Raw genomic sequence first — 17868 nt, 5'->3', positions numbered from 1 at the left:
GGTCGTCTAGACGTTTAGAGGAAATAATGGATCATCGACACACAGCGCAAGGCGAGACCAACGCGCAGCGGGCTGCCTGGATGCGGGTGCTGGCGTTGGCCGATCCGGCCATGCTGGACGGGGCCTTCGGTGCGCTGGGCGGGCTGCCGTCGCACCAGATGCTGCGCCCGGCGCAGACCGGCATGGCCATGGTGCGCGCCCGCAGCGGCGGCACCGGCGGGCGTTTCAACCTGGGCGAAATGACGGTCACGCGTTGCGCCGTCAGCCTGGACAACGGCGTGGTCGGCATTGCCTACGTGCAGGGCCGATCGCTGCGCCACGCCGAACAGGCCGCCGTGGCCGACGCCCTGCTGCAACTGCCCGACTGGCACGACACGGTGCAAGCCCAGCTGATCGGGCCGCTGGCGCGCGAACGCGCCGAACGCGTCGAGCGCCAGGCGCGCGTGGCCGCGCAGACCAAGGTCGAATTCTTCACGATGGTGCGAGGCGAGGACTGACATGCAGCAACACATCACGAACGCGTCGGCCGCCAGCCGCAAACTGCTGCCGGGTTTTGCGGACCCGGTGAATGACGCGCAGGCCACTTTCCGCACGGCGCTGGATGCCATGGCGCATCCCGGCCGCGTCGTCGAAACGGCTGCCACCAGCGGCGTGCCCGCCGGGTTGTCGCCCGCATTGGCCGCGCTGCTCCTGACGCTGGTCGACGTCGACACGCCGCTGTGGCTGCCCGACGGCATCGATAGCGGCGTGCTGGATTTCCTGCGCTTTCATTGCGCCTGCCCGCTCGTGCCGTCGCCGTCGCTGGCGCGCTTTGCCTGCGTGCCGGCGGGGTGTGCGGCGCCGGCCCTGTCGGCCTGCCATCCCGGCGACCCGGCGTATCCCGACCTGTCGACCACGCTGCTGATCGAAGTCGAATCGCTGGAATCGGGTGCCGAAGTCACGCTGACCGGCCCCGGCATCCAGACCCGCCAGGCGCTGCGCGCCGCCGGGCTGCCCGACGGTTTCTGGCGCGAATGGCGCCTGAACCATCAACGTTTTCCGCTGGGCGTCGACGTCTTCCTGACGCACGGGCGGCAACTGTGCGCGCTGCCTCGCAGCACGCGCGTGGAGAACTGACATGTACGTGGCCGTCAAAGGGGGCGAACGCGCCATCCTCAATTCCTATCGCATGCTGGACGACTACCGGCGCGGCGACCGCGCCGTGCCCGAGCTCAGCCTGGAGCAGATCCGCGAACAGATGCCGCTGGCGGTGTCGCGCGTGATGGCCGAGGGCTCGCTCTACGATCCGCAACTGGCGGCGCTGGCGCTCAAGCAGGCCGCGGGCGACGTGATCGAAGCCGTGTTCCTGTTGCGCGCCTACCGCACGACCCTGTCGCGCTATGGCTATACGCAGCCGATCGACACGGGCCGCATGCGCCTGCAACGCCGCATTTCTTCCACCTTCAAGGACGTGCCCGGCGGCCAGATCCTGGGCCCGACCTACGACTACACCCAGCGCCTGCTGGATTTTTCGTTGGAAGCCGAGCGCCACGCAGACGCCTTGCCGGCGGGCGACGAGCCGCTGGACAGCGCCATGCCGCGCGTGACCGACCTGCTGGCGCACGACGACCTGATCGATGCCGAAGCGGTTCCCGAAGGCGATCCCGAACCCTTCGACCTGACCCGCCAGCCGCTGGACTTTCCGGCCTCGCGCGCCGCGCGCCTGCAGAACCTGGCGCGCGCCGACGAAGGTTTCCTGCTGTCGATGGGCTATTCCACGCAGCGCGGCTACGGCAATACCCACCCCTTCGCCGCCGAAATCCGGTATGGCTTCCTGGAGGTCGAGATGCACATCGAGGAGCTGGGCTTTGCCGTCACCGTGGGCGAAATCGAGATCACCGAATGCCAGATGGTCAGCCAGTTCGCCGGCAACGGCGAAGAAGGCCCCAAGTTCACGCGCGGCTACGGCCTGACCTTTGGCTACGGCGAGCGCAAGGCCATGTCGATGGCGCTGGTGGACCGCGCCCTGAAGGCGCAGGAACTGGGCGAACGCGCCGATTCGCCGGCCAACGACCACGAGTTCGTGCTGTATCACAGCGACAACGTCGAGGCCTCCGGTTTCGTGCAGCACTTGAAGCTGCCGCACTACGTCGACTTCCAGGCCAACCTGGAGTTGTTGCGGCGCCTGCGCGCCGAGCGTGCCGCGCCCGGCTCCGGGCCTGGACCCGTCTCGAGCCTCGCGTCTACCCCTGACACCACCCGCCAGCTGGACGAGGCCGTCGCCCCATGAATGCTTCCCCCCTTTCCGCCGCCACCGTCGAACGCGACGACCACTACAACTTCGCCTACCTGGACGAATCCACCAAGCGCATGCTGCGCCGTGCGCTGCTCAAGGCCGTGGCCATTCCGGGCTACCAGGTGCCGTTCGGCAGCCGCGAGATGCCGCTGCCTTACGGCTGGGGCACGGGTGGCATCCAGGTCACCGCGGCCATCATCGGCCAGGGCGACGTGCTCAAGGTCATCGACCAGGGCTCGGACGACACCACCAATGCCATCAACATCCGCCGCTTCTTCGGCCGGGTGACCGGCGTGGCCACCACCGAATCCACCCGCGACGCCAGCATCGTGCAGACTCGCCACCGCATTCCCGAAACGCCGCTGGCGGCCGGGCAGATCATGGTGTTCCAGGTGCCGATTCCCGAGCCGCTGCGCTGGCTGGAGCCGAGCGAAACCGAAACCCGCACCATGCATGCGTTGGCCGAATACGGCGGCATGCACGTCAAGCTGTACGAAGACATCGCGCAGCACGGCCACATCGCCACCACCTACGACTACCCCGTCATCGTCAACGACCGCTACATGATGCGGCCGTCGCCGATCCCCAAGTTCGACAACCCCAAGCTGGACAACAGCCCCGCGCTGATGCTGTTCGGCGCCGGCCGCGAAAAGCGCGTGTACGCCGTGCCGCCGTACACGCGGGTCGAGAGCCTGGATTTCGAAGACCATCCCTTCACCGTCGAGAAGTGGTCGGAATGCTGCGACGTGTGCGGCTCGCGCGACAGCTTCCTGGACGAGATCATCCTGGACGATGCCGGCACGCGCCGCTTCGTCTGCTCCGATACCGAATACTGCAACGACCGCCAGGCGCAGCAACACCCGAAAGAGGCCACCGCATGAACGCCCAACCTTTGCTTTCCGTGCGCGACATGACGCGCACCTGGGATGGCGTGCACGGCTGCCGCAACGTCAGTTTCGACCTGTTTCCGGGCGAAGTGCTGTGCGTGGTGGGCGAGTCTGGCTCGGGCAAGAGCACCTTGCTGTCGGCCGTGTCGTACCAGACCTCGCCCGACTCGGGCAGCGTCTGGTACGACACCCGCGACCAGGGTTTTACGGACCTGGCCGGGTTGCAGGGGGCGCGCCTGCGCCTGTTGTCGCGCACCGACTGGGGTTTCGTGCGCCAGAACGCGCGTGACGGCCTGCGCATGCAGGTCAGCGCGGGCGCCAACATCGCCGAACGGCTGATGGCGGTGGGCGACCGCCACTACGGCGAATTGCGCCAGGCCGCGGGCAACTGGCTGGAAAAGATGGAAATCGACGCCGGCCGCCTGGACGATGCGCCGGCCGCGTTTTCGGGCGGCATGCAGCAGCGCCTGCAGATCGCCCGCAACCTGGTGACGCATCCGCGCCTGGTCTTCATGGACGAGCCGACCGCCTCGCTGGACGTCTCGGTGCAAGCGCGCTTGCTGGACCTGCTGCGCCAGCTGGTGACCGACCTGGGCCTGGCCGCGATCGTGGTGACCCACGACCTGGCGGTGGCGCGCCTCTTGGCGCACCGCACGCTGGTCATGCGCGGCGGCGAGGTGGTGGAAAGCGGCCTGACCGACCAGATTCTCGACGACCCGCAGCACCCCTACACCCAGTTGCTGGTGTCTTCCATTTTGCAGAGCTGACCATGACTGTAGCGACTCCCATGATCGAGGTGCGGGGCCTCGGAAAGATGTTCACCCTGCACAACCAGGGCGGCATTCGCCTGCCGGTGCTGGACGCGGTGGACTTCGACGCCGCCGCCGGCGACTGCCTGGTGCTGGCCGGCCCGTCGGGCACCGGCAAGAGCACCTTGCTGCGCTGCCTGTATGGCAACTACCTGGCCACCGAAGGCAGCATCCGCGTGCGCGCCGGCAACGACTGGGTGGAACTGGTCGGCGCGCCCGAACAGCGCATCCTGGCGCTGCGGCGCGATGTCATCGGCTACGTCAGCCAGTTCCTGCGGGTGATTCCGCGCGTGTCGGCGCTGGACGTGGTGGCCGAGCCGCTGCGCATGGCCGGCACCGATGCCGAAGAAGCCCGCGCCCGCGCCGGCACCATGCTGCGGCGCCTGAACGTGCCGTCCCGCCTGTGGGGCCTGGCGCCGGCCACGTTCTCGGGCGGCGAGCAGCAGCGGGTCAACATCGCCCGCGGCTTCATTGCGCGGCACCCCATCCTGCTGCTGGACGAGCCGACGGCCTCGCTGGATGCCGACAACCGCGCCGTGGTGGTCGAGCTGATCCGCGAAGCGCGCGCCGCCGGACGCTGCCTGCTCGGCATCTTCCACGACGCCGAAGTGCGCGATGCCGTGGCGACCCAGGTCCTGGCCCTGCGCCCCGCGCAGGCCGCCGTCGAAGTGGAGTGACCCCATGCAAAGCATCTACCTGACCCACGCCCGCGTCGTGCTGCCGGACCGCGTGCTGGAAGACAGCGCCGTGTTGATCGATGATGGGGTGATCGTGGCGATCGCCCCCGACGGCGCCCGCGCCGACCAGGAAATCGACCTGCGCGGCCAGACGCTGGTGCCAGGCCTGATCGACTTGCACTGCGACGCCATCGAAAAAGAGGCCGAGCCGCGCTCGAAAGTGCTTTTTCCGCTGGATTTCGCGGTGGCCCAGGTGGACCGCCGCAACGCCGCGGCGGGCATCACGACGCCCTTCCATGCACTGTCGTTCGCCAACAGCGAGTCGGGCGTGCGCAACAACGAAACCGCCGCCCAGGTGGTACGCAGTGTGCGTGCGTTCCGCTCGCACAGCCTGGTCGACAACCGCGTGCATTGCCGCTACGAAGTCACCGACGCGACCTCGTTGCCGGTGTTGCAGGCGCTGATGGACGAGGGCGCGGTGGACCTGCTGTCGGTGATGGACCATTCGCCGGGGCAGGGCCAGTTCAAGACGCTGGAGTCCTACCTGCAATACATGATCGGCAACCACGCCATGAGCCGCGAGCAGGCCGAAGAGGCCGCCCGCGCCAAGACGCGCTCGAAGGATGGCGCGGTGCAGCGGGTGGAAACGTTGCTGGCGCATGCGCACGGCCTGGGCATCCCCACGGCCAGCCACGACGACGATTCGATCCACCGCATCGCGACCATGCGCAACCTGGGCGTGGCGATGAGCGAATTCCCGATCACGCTGGACACGGCGCGCGCCGCGGTGTCTTGCGGCCTGCCCACCATCCTGGGCGCGCCCAACGTGCTGCGCGGCAAGAGCCAGAGCGGTTCGATGCGGGCCATCGATGCCATCCGCGCGGGCGTGGCCAGCTGCCTGTGCTCGGACTACCAGCCGTCCACGCTGATCGCCGCGGCCTTCGCGGTGGCTGCGCAGACCGATCTGACGCTGCCGCAGGCCATGGCCCTGGTGACGGCCAATCCGGCCGACGCCTGCGGGTTGTCCGACCGTGGCCGCATCGCGGTGGGGTTGCGCGCTGACCTGGTGGCCGTGGCGCAGGTGGGCACGCTGCCGCTCATCAGCCATGCCTGGAGCGCCGGCCGATTGGTGTTTTCGGCCCACTACCCCGCGACCAGGCCGGCGATGCCGGCCGTCGAACCGCGCGGGCTGGTGGCCGCCTGATCGTCCCGCCGCCCGGGCGCGCGCCTTTTTTTTGCGCCCGCGCAAGGCCCGGCGGGCAAAAACATCGCTACCGGGCAAGCGGGGGCCGCGCGCATCTGGTTAAATGGGTGGATGACGAGGCGGCCCCGGCTTGCGGGGTCCGTCTTCCCTTTTTTCCGGAGCGCGCGATGGCACGATTCAATTTCAACCAAGACCCCGAAGAACCCGATCTCTGGGCCGCGGAAAACGTGCCCGTGGGCGGCAGCCGCCCGCCCATCCACGTGATGATCCAGACCGACGGCGAAGAACCTGACAGCGGCGCCTCGAAAGTGGTCAAGGCCATCATCGACAACCTCGATGACCACGTCCTGGCCGCCGCCGAGTTCCTGCTCGACAACTACTCGTACGAACACTACAAGAAGCTGGGCATCGAAGACGACCAGCTGCTGGCCGAAGAAACCGCCGAAGCCATGGCCGAGAAGGCCGTGCTGCGCGCGCTGTGGCTGTTCGACGAAGACGGCGACGGTTATGAACTCTGGTTCACGCTGCCCTGGGACCCGGTCCACACCTACGATGTGGAATTCGAAGACGGTTCGCCCGTCTCGTGTTCGGTCAACGACTGATCCCACGCCAGAAGCGCCCCGCCCAGCGGGGCGCTTCTGCATCGGCGGTGTGTTCGCGCGCCGCCTGGGCGCTCAGGGCATGAGTTCGTAGCGGGTCGCGCGGGCCTCGCCCAGCGACTCGTCATAGCGGTAGAGCAGCTTGACGGGCTTGCCGCGGCGCACCGCCGACGCATCGACATTGTCCAGCGCCACGTCGACCTGTCGACCGACGAATTCCGTGCAGTCGGTATCGGCGCGCGCGCCGTCGGGAATGTCCGCCGCCTTGACCTTCAACTGGAACAGCACTTTCGATAGCTCGGTGCCATCGGTGCGGTACTGGCGCATGGTGACGGGCAGGTTGACGACGGTGCCGGACAGATCGCACGAGATGCGGGTCCAGGCATGCGCGCTGGGCAGCGCGGCCATCAGCGCCGCCGCGGCGAGCGCGGTGCGCAAGCGTGGGAGTTTCATGGCGTTTGCAATGGGCGCAGCGGCCAGGCGCGGCGCCCGTAAGGGGCCAGGGGGCTTTTATGTTGCGCCGGTCGCGCAACCAGGTCAAGGCGGGGCGGGCAGCAAAAAAAGGCCCCGCAACAGAATGCGGGGCCCGCTTTGGAATTCAGCAATGCGTCAGTGCGACGCCTCGCCATCAAGCGTCGCGCGTGGCGGCCCGGGCCGGTTGCGAGGCGTCCGTCAGCGGTTGACCGACATCGGCCTTGGGCGCCAGGTCTTCCTCGTTGCCTTCCATCTTGGCGATGACGGCGGTGGCCAGGCTGTTGCCGACCACGTTGGTGGCCGTGCGGCCCATGTCGAAGAACTGGTCGATGCCCATGATCAGCAGCAGGCCGGCCTCGGGCAGGTGGAACATCGGCAGCGTGGCTGCCACCACCACCAGCGAGGCACGCGCCACGCCGGCCATGCCCTTGCTGGTCACCATCAGCACCAGCAGCAGGGTGAGCTGCTGCGAGAAGGTCATTTCGATGTTGTAGGCCTGCGCGATGAACAGCACGGCGAACGACTGGTACATCATCGAGCCGTCCAGGTTGAACGAATAGCCCAGCGGCAGCACGAAGCCCGAAATGCGCTTGGACACGCCGAAACGCTCCAGCGCTTCGATCGTCTTGGGGTAGGCCGATTCGCTGCTGGCGGTGGAAAACGCGAGCAGGGTCGGTTCCTTGATCAGCCCGCCCAGGCGGAAGGTGGACTTGCCCAGGAAGAGGTAGCCCACGGCAAACAGGATGGCCCACAGCAGCGCCAGGCCCAGGTAGAACTCGCCGATCAGCTTGCCGTAGCTGACCAGCACGCCCAGGCCTTCGGTGGTGATGGCGGCGGCCATGGCGGCGAACACGCCCAGGGGCGCGAAGCGCATGACGTAGTCGGTCACGCGGAACATGATCTTGGCCAGCTCGTCGATCATGTTGTAGATCGTGTTGTGGCCCTTGCCGCGAACGAACGACAGCGCCGCGCCGAAGAACAGCGAGAACACCAGGATCTGCAGGATTTCGTTGTTCGCCATGGCTTCGGCGATGCTCTTGGGGAACACGTGGGCAATGAACGCCTTCAGCGTGAAGTCGCCCGTTTTCAGGCCGGCGGTGGCGGCCGCGTCCGGCAGCGCCAGGTTCATGTGCGCGCCGGGCTGGAAGATGTTGACCAGCGCCAGGCCCAGCAACAGCGAGATGGCCGAGGCGGCGATGAACCAGAACATGGCGCGCAGGCCGATGCGGCCCACGGCGCTGGCGTCGCTCATGCTGGCCAGGCCCGACACCAGGGTGGCGAAGACCAGGGGCGCGATGATCATCTTGATCATGCGCAGGAAGATGTCCGTGATCAGGCTGAAGTACGAGGCGATGTCCTTGGCCTCTTGCGCGTTCTGCGCGTACTTGTTGCAGAAATAACCCACCACGACGCCCAGCACCATGGCGATGCCGATGTAACGCGTCAGCTTCTTAGTATTCATCTTCAAAAAACGGAAAACAGGGACCCTATCGGTCGGCCGGGGGCCTTACCCGCCGGCACGGGGCGGGGCGAATCGGTCCAATGACGGATATGCCGGAGGGCGCCCGGAGCGGCACGGGTTAACCCTTTGGGCCGCGATGTTAACGCCGCGAACCTGACAGTTAGTTGTCAGGTTGGGGACGGATCGGCACAATCGAAGCGGGGCCGCCGGACATGCCAAAATGACCGCACCCCGAGGGCCGCCGCCAGCCGGCGGGCCGCTGACAAGAACATGGGCTGCCCGGGTCAAGGGTCGGCCCGGTGGGAGGTCATCCAGGCCCCCGCCTATATAGGAGACAGAGCTATGCCGAAACGCGAATTGTCCGTCCTGGCGTCCGGGTACACCTACCTGGAGGGCCTGCGCTGGCATGACGGGCGCTTGTGGGCGTCGGACTTCTACACCGGCCAGGTGATCGCCGTGGACCTGCAAGGGCGCGTCGAGGTCATCTGCCGGGTCCTGCAGCAGCCCTCCGGCCTGGGCTGGCTGCCCGACGGGCGCCTGCTGATCTCGTCCATGAAAGACCGCAAGCTCCTGCGCCGCGAAGCGGACGGCACGTTGTCGCAGCATGCCGACCTGTCCGCCCTGACGGGCGGCCCCATCAACGACCTGGTGGTGGACGACCAGGGCCGGGCCTACGTGGGCAACTTCGGCTTCGACCTGATGGCCGGCGAGCCTTTCGCCACCACCACGCTGGTGCGGGTGGACACGGACGGCGTTGCCCAGGTGGTGGCCGACGGGCTGTGGTTTCCCAATGGCTCGTTCATCACGCCCGACGGCAAGACCCTGATCGTCAACGAAACCTTCGGCAACCGCATCTCGGAATTCGACATCCTGCCCCATGGCGCCCTGGGGCCACGGCGCGACTGGGCCCATTTCGGCGCCTTGCCCGACTCCAATGACCTGTCGGTGCTGATCGAAGCCTCGGCCATCGGGCCGGACGGCGGCGCGCTGGATGCGGAGGGCGCCCTGTGGGTGGCCGACGCCATCGGCAAGCGCATCGTGCGGCTGGCGCGCGGCGGCAAGATCCTGGAACAGATCGATACCGGCGAGTTCGGCATCTTCGCCGCCGCGCTGGGCGGCCCGGACGGCAAGACGCTGTTCATGGCGGCCGCGCCCGACTTCATCGAGGCCAACCGCCGGGCCAAGCCCGAAGGGAGGATCCTGATGACCCAGGTGGACGTGCCGCACGCCGGCCGCCCCTAGGGCGGGTCGGCGGGCGGCCCAGTCAGACGGCCGGTTTAGTCCTGGTGGATAGGGATACCGGCCGTTTCAAGACCTTTCTTCGATTCCCCCGTAAAATCTCGCCATTCGGCTCGATTTCAACCATCTTTCAATCCACAGTACCTAAGGAGGACCACTCATGGCCCTAGTCTCCATGCGCCAGTTGCTCGACCACGCCGCCGAGCACGGCTACGGCATTCCGGCTTTCAACGTCAATAACCTGGAACAGGTCCAGGCCATCATGGAAGCCGCGGCGGAGACCGACAGCCCGGTGATCATGCAGGCTTCGGCCGGCGCCCGCAAATATGCCGGCGAAGGCTTCCTGAAGCACCTGATCCAGGCCGCCGTTGAGTCCTACCCGCACATCCCCGTGGTCATGCACCAGGATCACGGCCAGTCGCCCAAGGTCTGCCAAGGCGCCATCGACCTGGGCTTCTCCAGCGTCATGATGGACGGTTCCCTGAAAGAAGACGGCAAGACCATCGCCGACTACGACTACAACGTCGACGTCACCAAGAAGGTCGTCGACATCGCCCACAAGCTGGGCGTCACCGTCGAAGGCGAACTGGGCTGCCTGGGCTCGCTCGAAACCATGGAAGGCGACAAGGAAGACGGCCACGGCGCCGACGGCAAGCTGACCATGGACCAGCTGCTGACCGACCCGGAACAAGCCGCCGACTTCGTGCGCCGCACCCAGCTGGACGCCCTGGCGATCGCCATCGGCACCAGCCACGGCGCCTACAAGTTCACGCGCAAGCCCACCGGCGACATCCTGTCGATCGCCCGCATCAAGGAAATCCACGCCCGCCTGCCCAACACCCACCTGGTGATGCACGGCAGCTCCAGCGTGCCGCAGGAACTGCTGGCCGAGATCCGTGAATTCGGCGGCAACATGAAGGAAACCTACGGCGTGCCCGTCGAGGAAATCCAGGAAGCCATCAAGTACGGCGTGCGCAAGATCAATATCGACACCGATATCCGTCTGGCCATGACCGGCGCGATCCGCCGCTTCTTTGCCGAGAACCCCGAAAAGTTCGACCCGCGCGAATACCTGAAGCCGGCCCGCGCCGCCGCCAAGGCGATCTGTGTGGCTCGCTACACGGAATTCGGCACCGCCGGCAACGCCAGCAAGATCAAGGCGCTGCCGCTGACCGAGATCGCCGCCCAGTACGCCTCGGGCAAGCTCGCCCAAGTGGTGCAGTAAGCCGCTGGCCCGGTCCCGCCTCCTGGGGCGGCCGCCGGGCGGGCTGTCAGGCGAAAAAAGGCGGGCCCCGGGTGGGCCCGCCTTTTTCTTGCGCGTCGCCTCAGGCGGGCGGCCCGTTCTTGGGAAAGTGCGGCACCGACTTGTCCACGTGGTGCCAGGACGGGGCCGAATCGGTCCAGAGGCTGACGCGGGTGTGGAAGGCCTCGGGATCGTCCAGCGAACCGGCCCGCACCACTTCGTACGTCGTGCTGTCGGAGCCGCCGAACAGCGGCGTGCCACAGTCCGGACAGAAGCTGCGCATCACGATGTGGCCGGAATCGCTCTTGTAGCGGTGTTCGCGCGCCTGGCCGCGCAAGAGGGTGACGGAGCCGGCCGGGAAGATCAGCGCGTGGGCCGGCGCGCCGCCGCTGGAATACTGGCAATCGCGGCAATGACAGGTGGCGGCCATGATGGGCTCGTCGGTCACTGCGTAGCGTACGGCGCCGCACTGGCAGCCGCCGGTCAGGTGAACCTGCGCGTCGGCGTGGGACGCGCGTTTCAAGGATGCTTCCTGCATACGACTTTGTCTCCTCCAGGTGAAAAGGGAGCGTCGTGACGCGCGTTCGCGGCCGGCGCATTATTTGGAATGCAGCCAGACTAACCCGGGGTCCGCCACCCGGCAAGACGGACCTATTTGCAGTAACCTATGCGCTTTCTTGCGCCCTCATTTTTGCCATAGGCCATTTTTCCCGTGACTTCTGCTTTGCATCAATCCAGCATCACGTCCCTGCCGCTGCTGGGCCGCGGTAAGGTCCGCGACATGTACGCCGTGGGCGACGACAAGCTGCTGATCGTCGCCTCGGACCGCATCTCGGCGTTCGACGTCATCCTCGACGATCCCATCCCCGGCAAGGGGCAGGTGCTGACCGAGCTGACCGAGTTCTGGCTGCAGAAGCTGGCCCACATCCTGCCGAACCACTCCACCGGCGTGAAGCCCGAAGACGTGGTGGCGCCCGACGAAATCGACCAGGTGCGCGGCCGCGCCGTGGTGGTCAAGCGTCTGAAGCCCATCCTGGTCGAAGCGGTGGCCCGCGGCTACCTGATCGGTTCCGGCTGGAAGGACTACCAGGCCACCGGCGCCGTCTGCGGCATCAAGCTGCCCGCCGGCCTGCAACAGGCCAGCCAGCTGCCCGAGCCGATCTTCACGCCCGCGGCCAAGGCCGAATTCGGCATGCACGACGAAAACGTCGACTTCGCCCACGTGGTCAAGGAAGTCGGCGAGGAAATGGCCGAACGCATCCGCGACGTCACGCTCAAGCTGTATGCCGAGGCCGCCAGGTTCGCCGCCACCAAGGGCATCATCATCGCCGACACCAAGTTCGAATTCGGCCTGGACGACGATGGCACGCTCTACCTGATGGACGAAGTGCTGACCCCGGATTCCTCGCGCTTCTGGCCCGCCGACGGCTACCGCGTGGGCATCAGCCCGCCGTCGTTCGACAAGCAGTTCGTGCGCGACTGGCTTGAAACGCAACCCTGGGACAAGACGCCGCCTGCGCCGCGCCTGCCCCAGGACGTACTGGAAAAGACCGCCGCCAAGTACCGCGAAGCGCTGGATCGCCTGATCGCCTGATCTCGCGACCGCGCCGGTCACCCCGCAACCCGCCCGCGTTTTGGGCGGGTTTCTTTTTGTCCGGGATGGCTGGCGGCTCAGGGAAATCCCTGCTTTTCGCTAAGAATTATTGCTTATTGTTACGCTATACTCGCCGGCACATTGCACCCGGAGACCGTCGGCGAGGCCGCTCGGCTTCCCTCTGCCAACTTGCCGGGCGCGGCCCGCAGCCGCCGCAAGGGCGCATTGCCCCCCGGTCGTAGAAAGGAGCTGCGCATGATAATGATGTTGCCTTTCCTGACCGGATTGGTCGCGGTGTGGTTCGGCATGCTCGGCAAGCGCCGTCCTTGCGTGGCGTTCTGGCTGATCACCCTGCTGGTCTTCGCCGCCTGGTGCCAGTTCCACATGACCAGCCCGCTGGCGCTGTCGCTCTAGGGCCGCGCCATGATTTTCTCCCGCAATCCCGCGCGCGGTTCGCGCATCCTCAACGGCCTGGCCCTGCTGGGCGTGACCGCCATCCTGGGCCTGGCATTCGCCTGGCAGTTCGCCTACGACGAGCTGCCGTGCCCGCTGTGCCTGCTGCAACGGGTGGCCTTGATGCTGGCCGGGGTCGGCCTGCTGCTGAACCTGCGGCTGGGGCCATCGCCCATGCACTACGCCATGACGATCGCGGCCTCGCTGGGCGGCATGGTGGCCTCGGGGCGCCAGGTGCTGCTGCACATCGCGCCGGGCGACCCGGGCTACGGCACGACGCTGCTGGGCCTGCATTTCTACACGTGGGGCTTCATTGCCTTTGTCGCGCTGATCGTTTTCTGCGTGGTGATGCTGTCGGCCGACCGCAAGTGGGGCGACAACGTGATCAAGCGGCCGGTCTCGGCGCTGGGCGTGGTGGTCATGGCCCTGTTTTTCATCATGGTGCTGGGCAACCTGGGCAGCACCACGTTGCAATGCGGTTTCGGGCCCTGCCCGGACAACCCCACCGGCTATCTCTGGCTGGGTTCCGCCGACCCGTCGTAGGGGTGCCGCCGACGCCGGGTAAAATACCGGGTTTCGCGGTTTCGCCGCGGCCATCCAACTACTCGACATCGGTTATGACAGCCAAGACTTCCGCAGCGGCAGACGCCACCCCCGTGGTGGGCGTGATTATGGGTTCTTCCAGCGATTGGGAGGTCATGAAGCACGCCGTCACCATGCTGGAAGATTTCGGCGTGGCCTATGAAGCCCGCGTGATCTCCGCGCACCGCATGCCGCAGGACATGGCCGAATACGGCGCCGCGGCGTTCGAGCGCGGCCTGCGCGGCATCATCGCCGGCGCCGGCGGCGCGGCCCACCTGCCGGGCATGATGGCGGCGCTGACCGAAGTGCCGGTGTTCGGCGTGCCGGTGCCGTCCAAGTACCTGCGCGGCGAAGACTCGCTCTTGTCCATCGTGCAGATGCCCAAGGGCGTGCCGGTTGCCACCTTCGCCATCGGCGAGGCCGGCGCTGCCAATGCCGCGCTGCACCTGATCGCCACGCTGGCGGGCACGGACGCGGGCCTGCACAAGAAGCTGGTGGCGTTCCGCGCACGCCAGACGCAGGCCGCCCGTGACATGAAGGTTCCGCCCGAGGCTTGATCCGTATGACGCAATCGACTGCTTTCTCCATCGCGCCCGGCGGCTGGCTGGGCCTGCTCGGCGGCGGCCAGCTGGGCCGCATGTTCTGCCACGCGGCGCAAAGCCTGGGCTACAAGGTCGCGGTGCTGGACCCGGCCGCCGAATGCCCCGCGGGCATGGTGGCGGACCTGCACATCCAGGCCGCCTACGACGACGAGGCCGGCCTGGAGCGCCTGGCGAGCACCTGTCAGGCCGTCACCACCGAATTCGAGAACGTGCCGGCCGACAGCCTGCGCGCGCTGGCCACGCGTTGCCGCGTCAGCCCGGCCGCCGACGCGGTGGCGATCGTGCAGGACCGCATTTCCGAAAAAAGCTTCATCGCCGGCCAGGGCATTTCAGTCGCGCCGCACGCGGCCATCCGCAGCGAAGCCGATCTGCGCGCCGCGCCCGATGCGTTGTTCCCGGGCATCCTCAAGGTGGCCCGGCTGGGCTACGACGGCAAGGGCCAGGCCCGCATCGACACGCGCGAAGCCGCGCTGGCCGCCTTCGCCGAGTTCGGCGGCGTGGCCTGCGTGCTCGAAGCGCTGATGCCGCTGGACTACGAGATCTCGGTCGTCATCGCGCGCGGTTTCGATGGCGCGAGCGTGGTGTTCCCGGTGGCCCGCAACGTGCACCGCGACGGCATCCTGGCCGTGTCCACCGCGGCGCCGGTCAAGCAGGATGCCGCCCACGCCGAACGCCAGGCGCGTGCCACCGAGGCCGCGCAGGCCATCGCGCAGGGCCTGGGCTATCACGGCGTCCTGTGCGTGGAATTCTTCGTGTTGCAGGACGGCAGCCTGATCGTCAACGAGATCGCGCCGCGTCCGCACAACAGCGGCCACTACACCATGGACGCCTGCGTCACCAGCCAGTTCGAGCAGCAGGCGCGCGCCATGGCCGGCCTGCCGCTGGGCAGCACCGACCTGCTGGCGCCGGCCGTGATGCTGAACCTCCTGGGCGACATCTGGTATCCGTCGGCCACCGGCGAGGCGCAGCGCGAACCCGACTGGGCCGCCGCGCTGGCCGTGCCCTCCGCCAAGCTGCACCTGTACGGCAAGCGCGAAGCGCGCCGTGGCCGCAAGATGGGCCACGTCACCATCGTGGCGGCCAGCTTGCGCGAAGCGCAGGCCGACGCCGCGCGCGTGGCCGCCGCGCTGGGCATGCAAGCGCCCGAGTAACGCGATGCCTGCCCAGCCGTCCTCTTCCGCCAGCGCCCAGGACATCGCCGCCGCCGCCCAGCGCCTGCTGGACGGCGAGCTGGTGGCATTTCCCACCGAGACCGTCTACGGCCTGGGGGCGGACGCCGAGAACCCGCAGGCCGTGGGCAAGATCTACGCCGCCAAGGGCCGGCCGTCGAACCACCCGGTCATCGTGCATATCGCGCCGCAGGGCGACCTGTCGTACTGGGTGTCCGAGGTGCCACCCGAAGCCCGCCTGCTGATCGACGCTTTCTGGCCCGGTCCGCTGACGCTGATCCTCAAGCGCGCGCCGCACATCGCCGATACGGTCAGCGGCGGCCAGGACAGCATCGGCATCCGCTGCCCCTCGCATCCGGTGGCCCAGGCGCTGCTGGCGGCGTTCGCGGCCGGCAAGCCGAACGGGCAGGGCGGCGTGGCCGCGCCGTCGGCCAATAAGTTCGGCCAGGTCTCGCCGACCCGCGCCGACCACGTGACAAGCGAATTCCCCGACGAGGTCGCCGCCGGCATGCCGGTGCTGGAAGGCGGCGCGTCCGACGTCGGCATCGAATCCACCATCCTGGACCTGTCGCGGCTGGATCGTGGCGCGGGCCCGGTGCTGCTGCGCCCGGGGCACATCAGCGCCGCGCAGATCGAAGCGGTGCTGGGCGTGCAGGTATTCGCGCCGGACGCCGCGGCCCCACGCGCGTCGGGTACGCTGAAGGCGCATTACGCGCCGCGCACCGCGCTGGAACTGGCCTCCGATGCGCGCTTGCAGGCCGTGCTGCAAGGCCGTGGCCTGCCGGCGGGCAAGGTCGTGGTGGTGGCCTATGCGCCGCCGCCCGCGGGGCTGGATGCCCGAATGCAATGGCAGCAGGTGCCGGCGGACCCGACGCGCTACGCCCAGGCGCTGTATGCGCTGCTGCGCGACCTGGACGGCCAGGGCTTTGCCCGCATCATCGTGCAGGCCCCGCCTGCCAACGACGACTGGCACGCGGTCAACGACCGCATCGGCCGCGCGGCGGCGGCGTTCACGCTGGACACGACGGACCTGTAAGGTCTGTCTTTCCCCACGCGGACCTGTAAGGGCCGTCCTTCACGCCGTGGACCTGTAAGGTCCGTCCTTCACGCCGCCAGGAATTCCCCGATCCGTTCCACCGCCTGCCGCATCGGCGTCAGGAATTCGCCGGTCAGGCGTTCGAGCGGCACCCGTGCCGCCTTCACGCTGACGTTCACCGCGCCGCAGGCCTTGCCGCTGGCCGAGCGCACCGGCACCGAGATCGCGCGCACGTTCAGTTCGAGTTCCTGGTCGACCACGGCGTAGTCCTGCTCGCGGATGCGTTCCAGCTCGGCGCGCAGCCGCGCTTCGGTGACCAGCGTGAATTCCGTATAGGGTTGCAGGTCGACGGCAGCGAAGTAACGCGCCAGCGCCGGCTCGGACAATTGCGCCAGCAGCACCCGCCCGATGGACGTGCAATAGGCCGGCAGACGGCTGCCCAGCCCCATCGACGTGGCCAGCAGCCGGTTCACCTCGGACCGCGCCAGGTACAGCATTTCATGGCCTTCCATGATGGCCAGCGCGCAGGTCTCGTTGACGGTGGCGCTGAGTTCTTCCAGCACCGGCTGGGCCAGCGAAACGAACGGCGTCGACGAAAAATAGGCATAGCCCAGGCCGAGGATGCGCGGGGTCAGCACGTATTGGCGGCCATGTTGTTCGGCAATGCCCAGCAGCATCAGCGTGTGCAGGCAGCGCTGCACCACCGCGCGCGGCAGGTTGGCGCGGCGCGCCAGTTCGGCGGCGGTCTGCGGATGGCGCCGCGTGCCGAACGCGCGGATCACGTGCAGTCCGCGCGCCAGCGTCAGCATGTAGTCGGGATCGCCCCGCAACTGGTCGGGGTGGTCTTCGGGGGCCAGCGGCGCGGCGTAGCCGGGCGGGGGGAGGTTGGGCAGCATCAGCCTGCGCGCAGCGGCGCGCCGGTGCGCGCCTGCAGTTCCGTCAAGGTCATGCCATCGATCATATCCCGGACCCACAGGCCGTCCGGCGTGACGTCGATGACGGCCAGGTCGGTGTAGATGCGGTCCACCACGCCCGCGCCGGTCAGGGGATAGGTGCAGCGTTCGACGATCTTGGGCGCGCCGTTCTTGCTGTTGTGCTCCATCATGATGAACACGCTGCGCGCGCCCACGGCCAGGTCCATGGCGCCGCCCACGGCCGGCGCCTCGCCCGGTTTGTTGAGGGACCAATTGGCCAGGTCGCCGTTGGCCGCGACCTGCATGCCGCCCATGACGCAGAGGTCCAGGTGGCCGCCGCGCATCATGGCGAACGAGTCGGCGTGGTGAAAGTACGCGCCGCCGTCGAGCAGCGTGACCGGTTGCTTGCCGGCGTTGATCAGGTCCAGGTCGATGGCGTCGTCGGCGGGCGGCGGGCCCATGCCCAGGATGCCGTTTTCGCTGTGCAGCACGATCTCGCGGTCGGCGGGCAGATGGGCGGCCACCAGCACGGGCATGCCGATGCCCAGGTTGACGTAGCTGCCGTCGGGGATGTCACGGGCCAGGCGGCGCGCCATGGCCTCGCGGGTCAGGGGGGTAGGCATTGTGCGGGATCCTTGAGGGGGGCGGG

The 17868-nt window shown here is 67.8% G+C and carries 21 protein-coding genes; 16 read left to right on the top strand and 5 right to left on the bottom strand.

Translation table 11 applies throughout. The annotated features are described in order from the left end of the window. Positions 1–26 precede the first annotated feature (26 nt). From phnG to ACUDP5_RS22905, 8 genes are all read left to right on the top strand, one after another. Entirely contained in the window at positions 27–497 is a 471-nt protein-coding gene (phnG, locus tag ACUDP5_RS22940; RefSeq protein WP_263911395.1) for a phosphonate C-P lyase system protein PhnG, read from the top strand. 1 nt (position 498) lies between these two features. Continuing rightward, on the top strand, positions 499–1116 hold the full coding sequence (gene phnH / locus ACUDP5_RS22935) for a phosphonate C-P lyase system protein PhnH (protein WP_445657273.1): 618 nt from the start codon (positions 499–501) through the stop codon (positions 1114–1116). A gap of 1 nt (position 1117) precedes the next feature. Then, positions 1118–2269: a carbon-phosphorus lyase complex subunit PhnI gene (locus ACUDP5_RS22930; protein WP_445657272.1), complete on the top strand. Its 1152-nt coding sequence runs from the start codon at positions 1118–1120 to the stop codon at positions 2267–2269. Then, entirely contained in the window at positions 2266–3156 is an 891-nt protein-coding gene (locus ACUDP5_RS22925) for an alpha-D-ribose 1-methylphosphonate 5-phosphate C-P-lyase PhnJ (RefSeq protein WP_445657271.1), read from the top strand. Before ACUDP5_RS22930 ends, ACUDP5_RS22925 begins: the two co-directional genes overlap by 4 nt. Next, entirely contained in the window at positions 3153–3929 is a 777-nt protein-coding gene (phnK, locus tag ACUDP5_RS22920) for a phosphonate C-P lyase system protein PhnK (protein WP_445657270.1), read from the top strand. Before ACUDP5_RS22925 ends, phnK begins: the two co-directional genes overlap by 4 nt. A gap of 2 nt (positions 3930–3931) precedes the next feature. Further along, positions 3932–4648 (top strand): phosphonate C-P lyase system protein PhnL, encoded by a 717-nt coding sequence (gene phnL / locus ACUDP5_RS22915; RefSeq protein ID WP_445657269.1) that lies wholly within the window; start codon positions 3932–3934, stop codon positions 4646–4648. A gap of 4 nt (positions 4649–4652) precedes the next feature. Next, a complete protein-coding gene (locus ACUDP5_RS22910; protein ID WP_263911404.1) occupies positions 4653–5852 on the top strand; it encodes an alpha-D-ribose 1-methylphosphonate 5-triphosphate diphosphatase in 1200 nt (399 codons plus the stop codon). A 167-nt stretch (positions 5853–6019) separates the two neighbouring features. Next, positions 6020–6454 carry a hypothetical protein gene (locus ACUDP5_RS22905; protein WP_263911405.1) on the top strand — a complete coding sequence of 145 codons (435 nt, stop codon included), beginning with the start codon at positions 6020–6022 and terminating at the stop codon, positions 6452–6454. Between the two features lie 72 nt (positions 6455–6526). Here ACUDP5_RS22905 and ACUDP5_RS22900 read toward each other — a convergent pair whose 3' ends face one another. Further along, positions 6527–6904: a hypothetical protein gene (locus ACUDP5_RS22900; protein WP_263911406.1), complete on the bottom strand. Its 378-nt coding sequence runs from the start codon at positions 6902–6904 to the stop codon at positions 6527–6529. Between the two features lie 175 nt (positions 6905–7079). Beyond that, positions 7080–8387, bottom strand: a complete 1308-nt coding sequence (locus ACUDP5_RS22895; protein WP_263911407.1) for a dicarboxylate/amino acid:cation symporter — start codon at positions 8385–8387, stop codon at positions 7080–7082. A 342-nt stretch (positions 8388–8729) separates the two neighbouring features. Between ACUDP5_RS22895 and ACUDP5_RS22890 the strand changes: the two genes are divergently transcribed. After that, positions 8730–9629 (top strand): SMP-30/gluconolactonase/LRE family protein, encoded by a 900-nt coding sequence (locus ACUDP5_RS22890; RefSeq protein ID WP_445657268.1) that lies wholly within the window; start codon positions 8730–8732, stop codon positions 9627–9629. Between the two features lie 157 nt (positions 9630–9786). Continuing rightward, positions 9787–10851, top strand: coding sequence for a class II fructose-bisphosphate aldolase (gene fba, locus ACUDP5_RS22885; RefSeq protein ID WP_263911409.1), 1065 nt, complete (start codon positions 9787–9789; stop codon positions 10849–10851). Positions 10852–10951: 100 nt separating this feature from the next. Here fba and ACUDP5_RS22880 read toward each other — a convergent pair whose 3' ends face one another. Further along, entirely contained in the window at positions 10952–11407 is a 456-nt protein-coding gene (locus tag ACUDP5_RS22880; protein ID WP_263911411.1) for a GFA family protein, read from the bottom strand. Positions 11408–11581: 174 nt separating this feature from the next. Between ACUDP5_RS22880 and ACUDP5_RS22875 the strand changes: the two genes are divergently transcribed. The 6 genes from ACUDP5_RS22875 (at position 11582) to ACUDP5_RS22850 (ending at position 16305) form a co-directional block, all read left to right on the top strand. Then, entirely contained in the window at positions 11582–12463 is an 882-nt protein-coding gene (locus ACUDP5_RS22875; RefSeq protein WP_445657267.1) for a phosphoribosylaminoimidazolesuccinocarboxamide synthase, read from the top strand. A 255-nt stretch (positions 12464–12718) separates the two neighbouring features. Continuing rightward, a complete protein-coding gene (locus tag ACUDP5_RS22870) occupies positions 12719–12877 on the top strand; it encodes a DUF5993 family protein (RefSeq protein WP_263911414.1) in 159 nt (52 codons plus the stop codon). A 9-nt stretch (positions 12878–12886) separates the two neighbouring features. Beyond that, entirely contained in the window at positions 12887–13459 is a 573-nt protein-coding gene (locus tag ACUDP5_RS22865; protein ID WP_263911416.1) for a disulfide bond formation protein B, read from the top strand. A gap of 74 nt (positions 13460–13533) precedes the next feature. Continuing rightward, positions 13534–14055 (top strand): 5-(carboxyamino)imidazole ribonucleotide mutase, encoded by a 522-nt coding sequence (purE, locus tag ACUDP5_RS22860; RefSeq protein ID WP_025137396.1) that lies wholly within the window; start codon positions 13534–13536, stop codon positions 14053–14055. A 5-nt stretch (positions 14056–14060) separates the two neighbouring features. Further along, positions 14061–15251: a 5-(carboxyamino)imidazole ribonucleotide synthase gene (locus ACUDP5_RS22855; RefSeq protein WP_263911418.1), complete on the top strand. Its 1191-nt coding sequence runs from the start codon at positions 14061–14063 to the stop codon at positions 15249–15251. Positions 15252–15255: 4 nt separating this feature from the next. Next, positions 15256–16305 carry an L-threonylcarbamoyladenylate synthase gene (locus ACUDP5_RS22850; protein ID WP_445657266.1) on the top strand — a complete coding sequence of 350 codons (1050 nt, stop codon included), beginning with the start codon at positions 15256–15258 and terminating at the stop codon, positions 16303–16305. A gap of 68 nt (positions 16306–16373) precedes the next feature. Here the strand turns inward: ACUDP5_RS22850 and ACUDP5_RS22845 are convergent, their stop codons facing one another. Further along, on the bottom strand, positions 16374–17201 hold the full coding sequence (locus ACUDP5_RS22845; RefSeq protein ID WP_263911421.1) for an IclR family transcriptional regulator domain-containing protein: 828 nt from the start codon (positions 17199–17201) through the stop codon (positions 16374–16376). Next, positions 17201–17842, bottom strand: coding sequence for a 3-oxoacid CoA-transferase subunit B (locus tag ACUDP5_RS22840; RefSeq protein ID WP_445657265.1), 642 nt, complete (start codon positions 17840–17842; stop codon positions 17201–17203). The genes ACUDP5_RS22845 and ACUDP5_RS22840 overlap by 1 nt, the downstream gene beginning before the upstream one ends. Positions 17843–17868: the final 26 nt, after the last annotated feature.

The organism is Achromobacter sp. NCFB-sbj8-Ac1-l (assembly GCF_052695805.1).
Note: the sequence above shows the minus strand (reverse complement) of the source record. Positions and strands in the feature narration are given on the sequence as shown.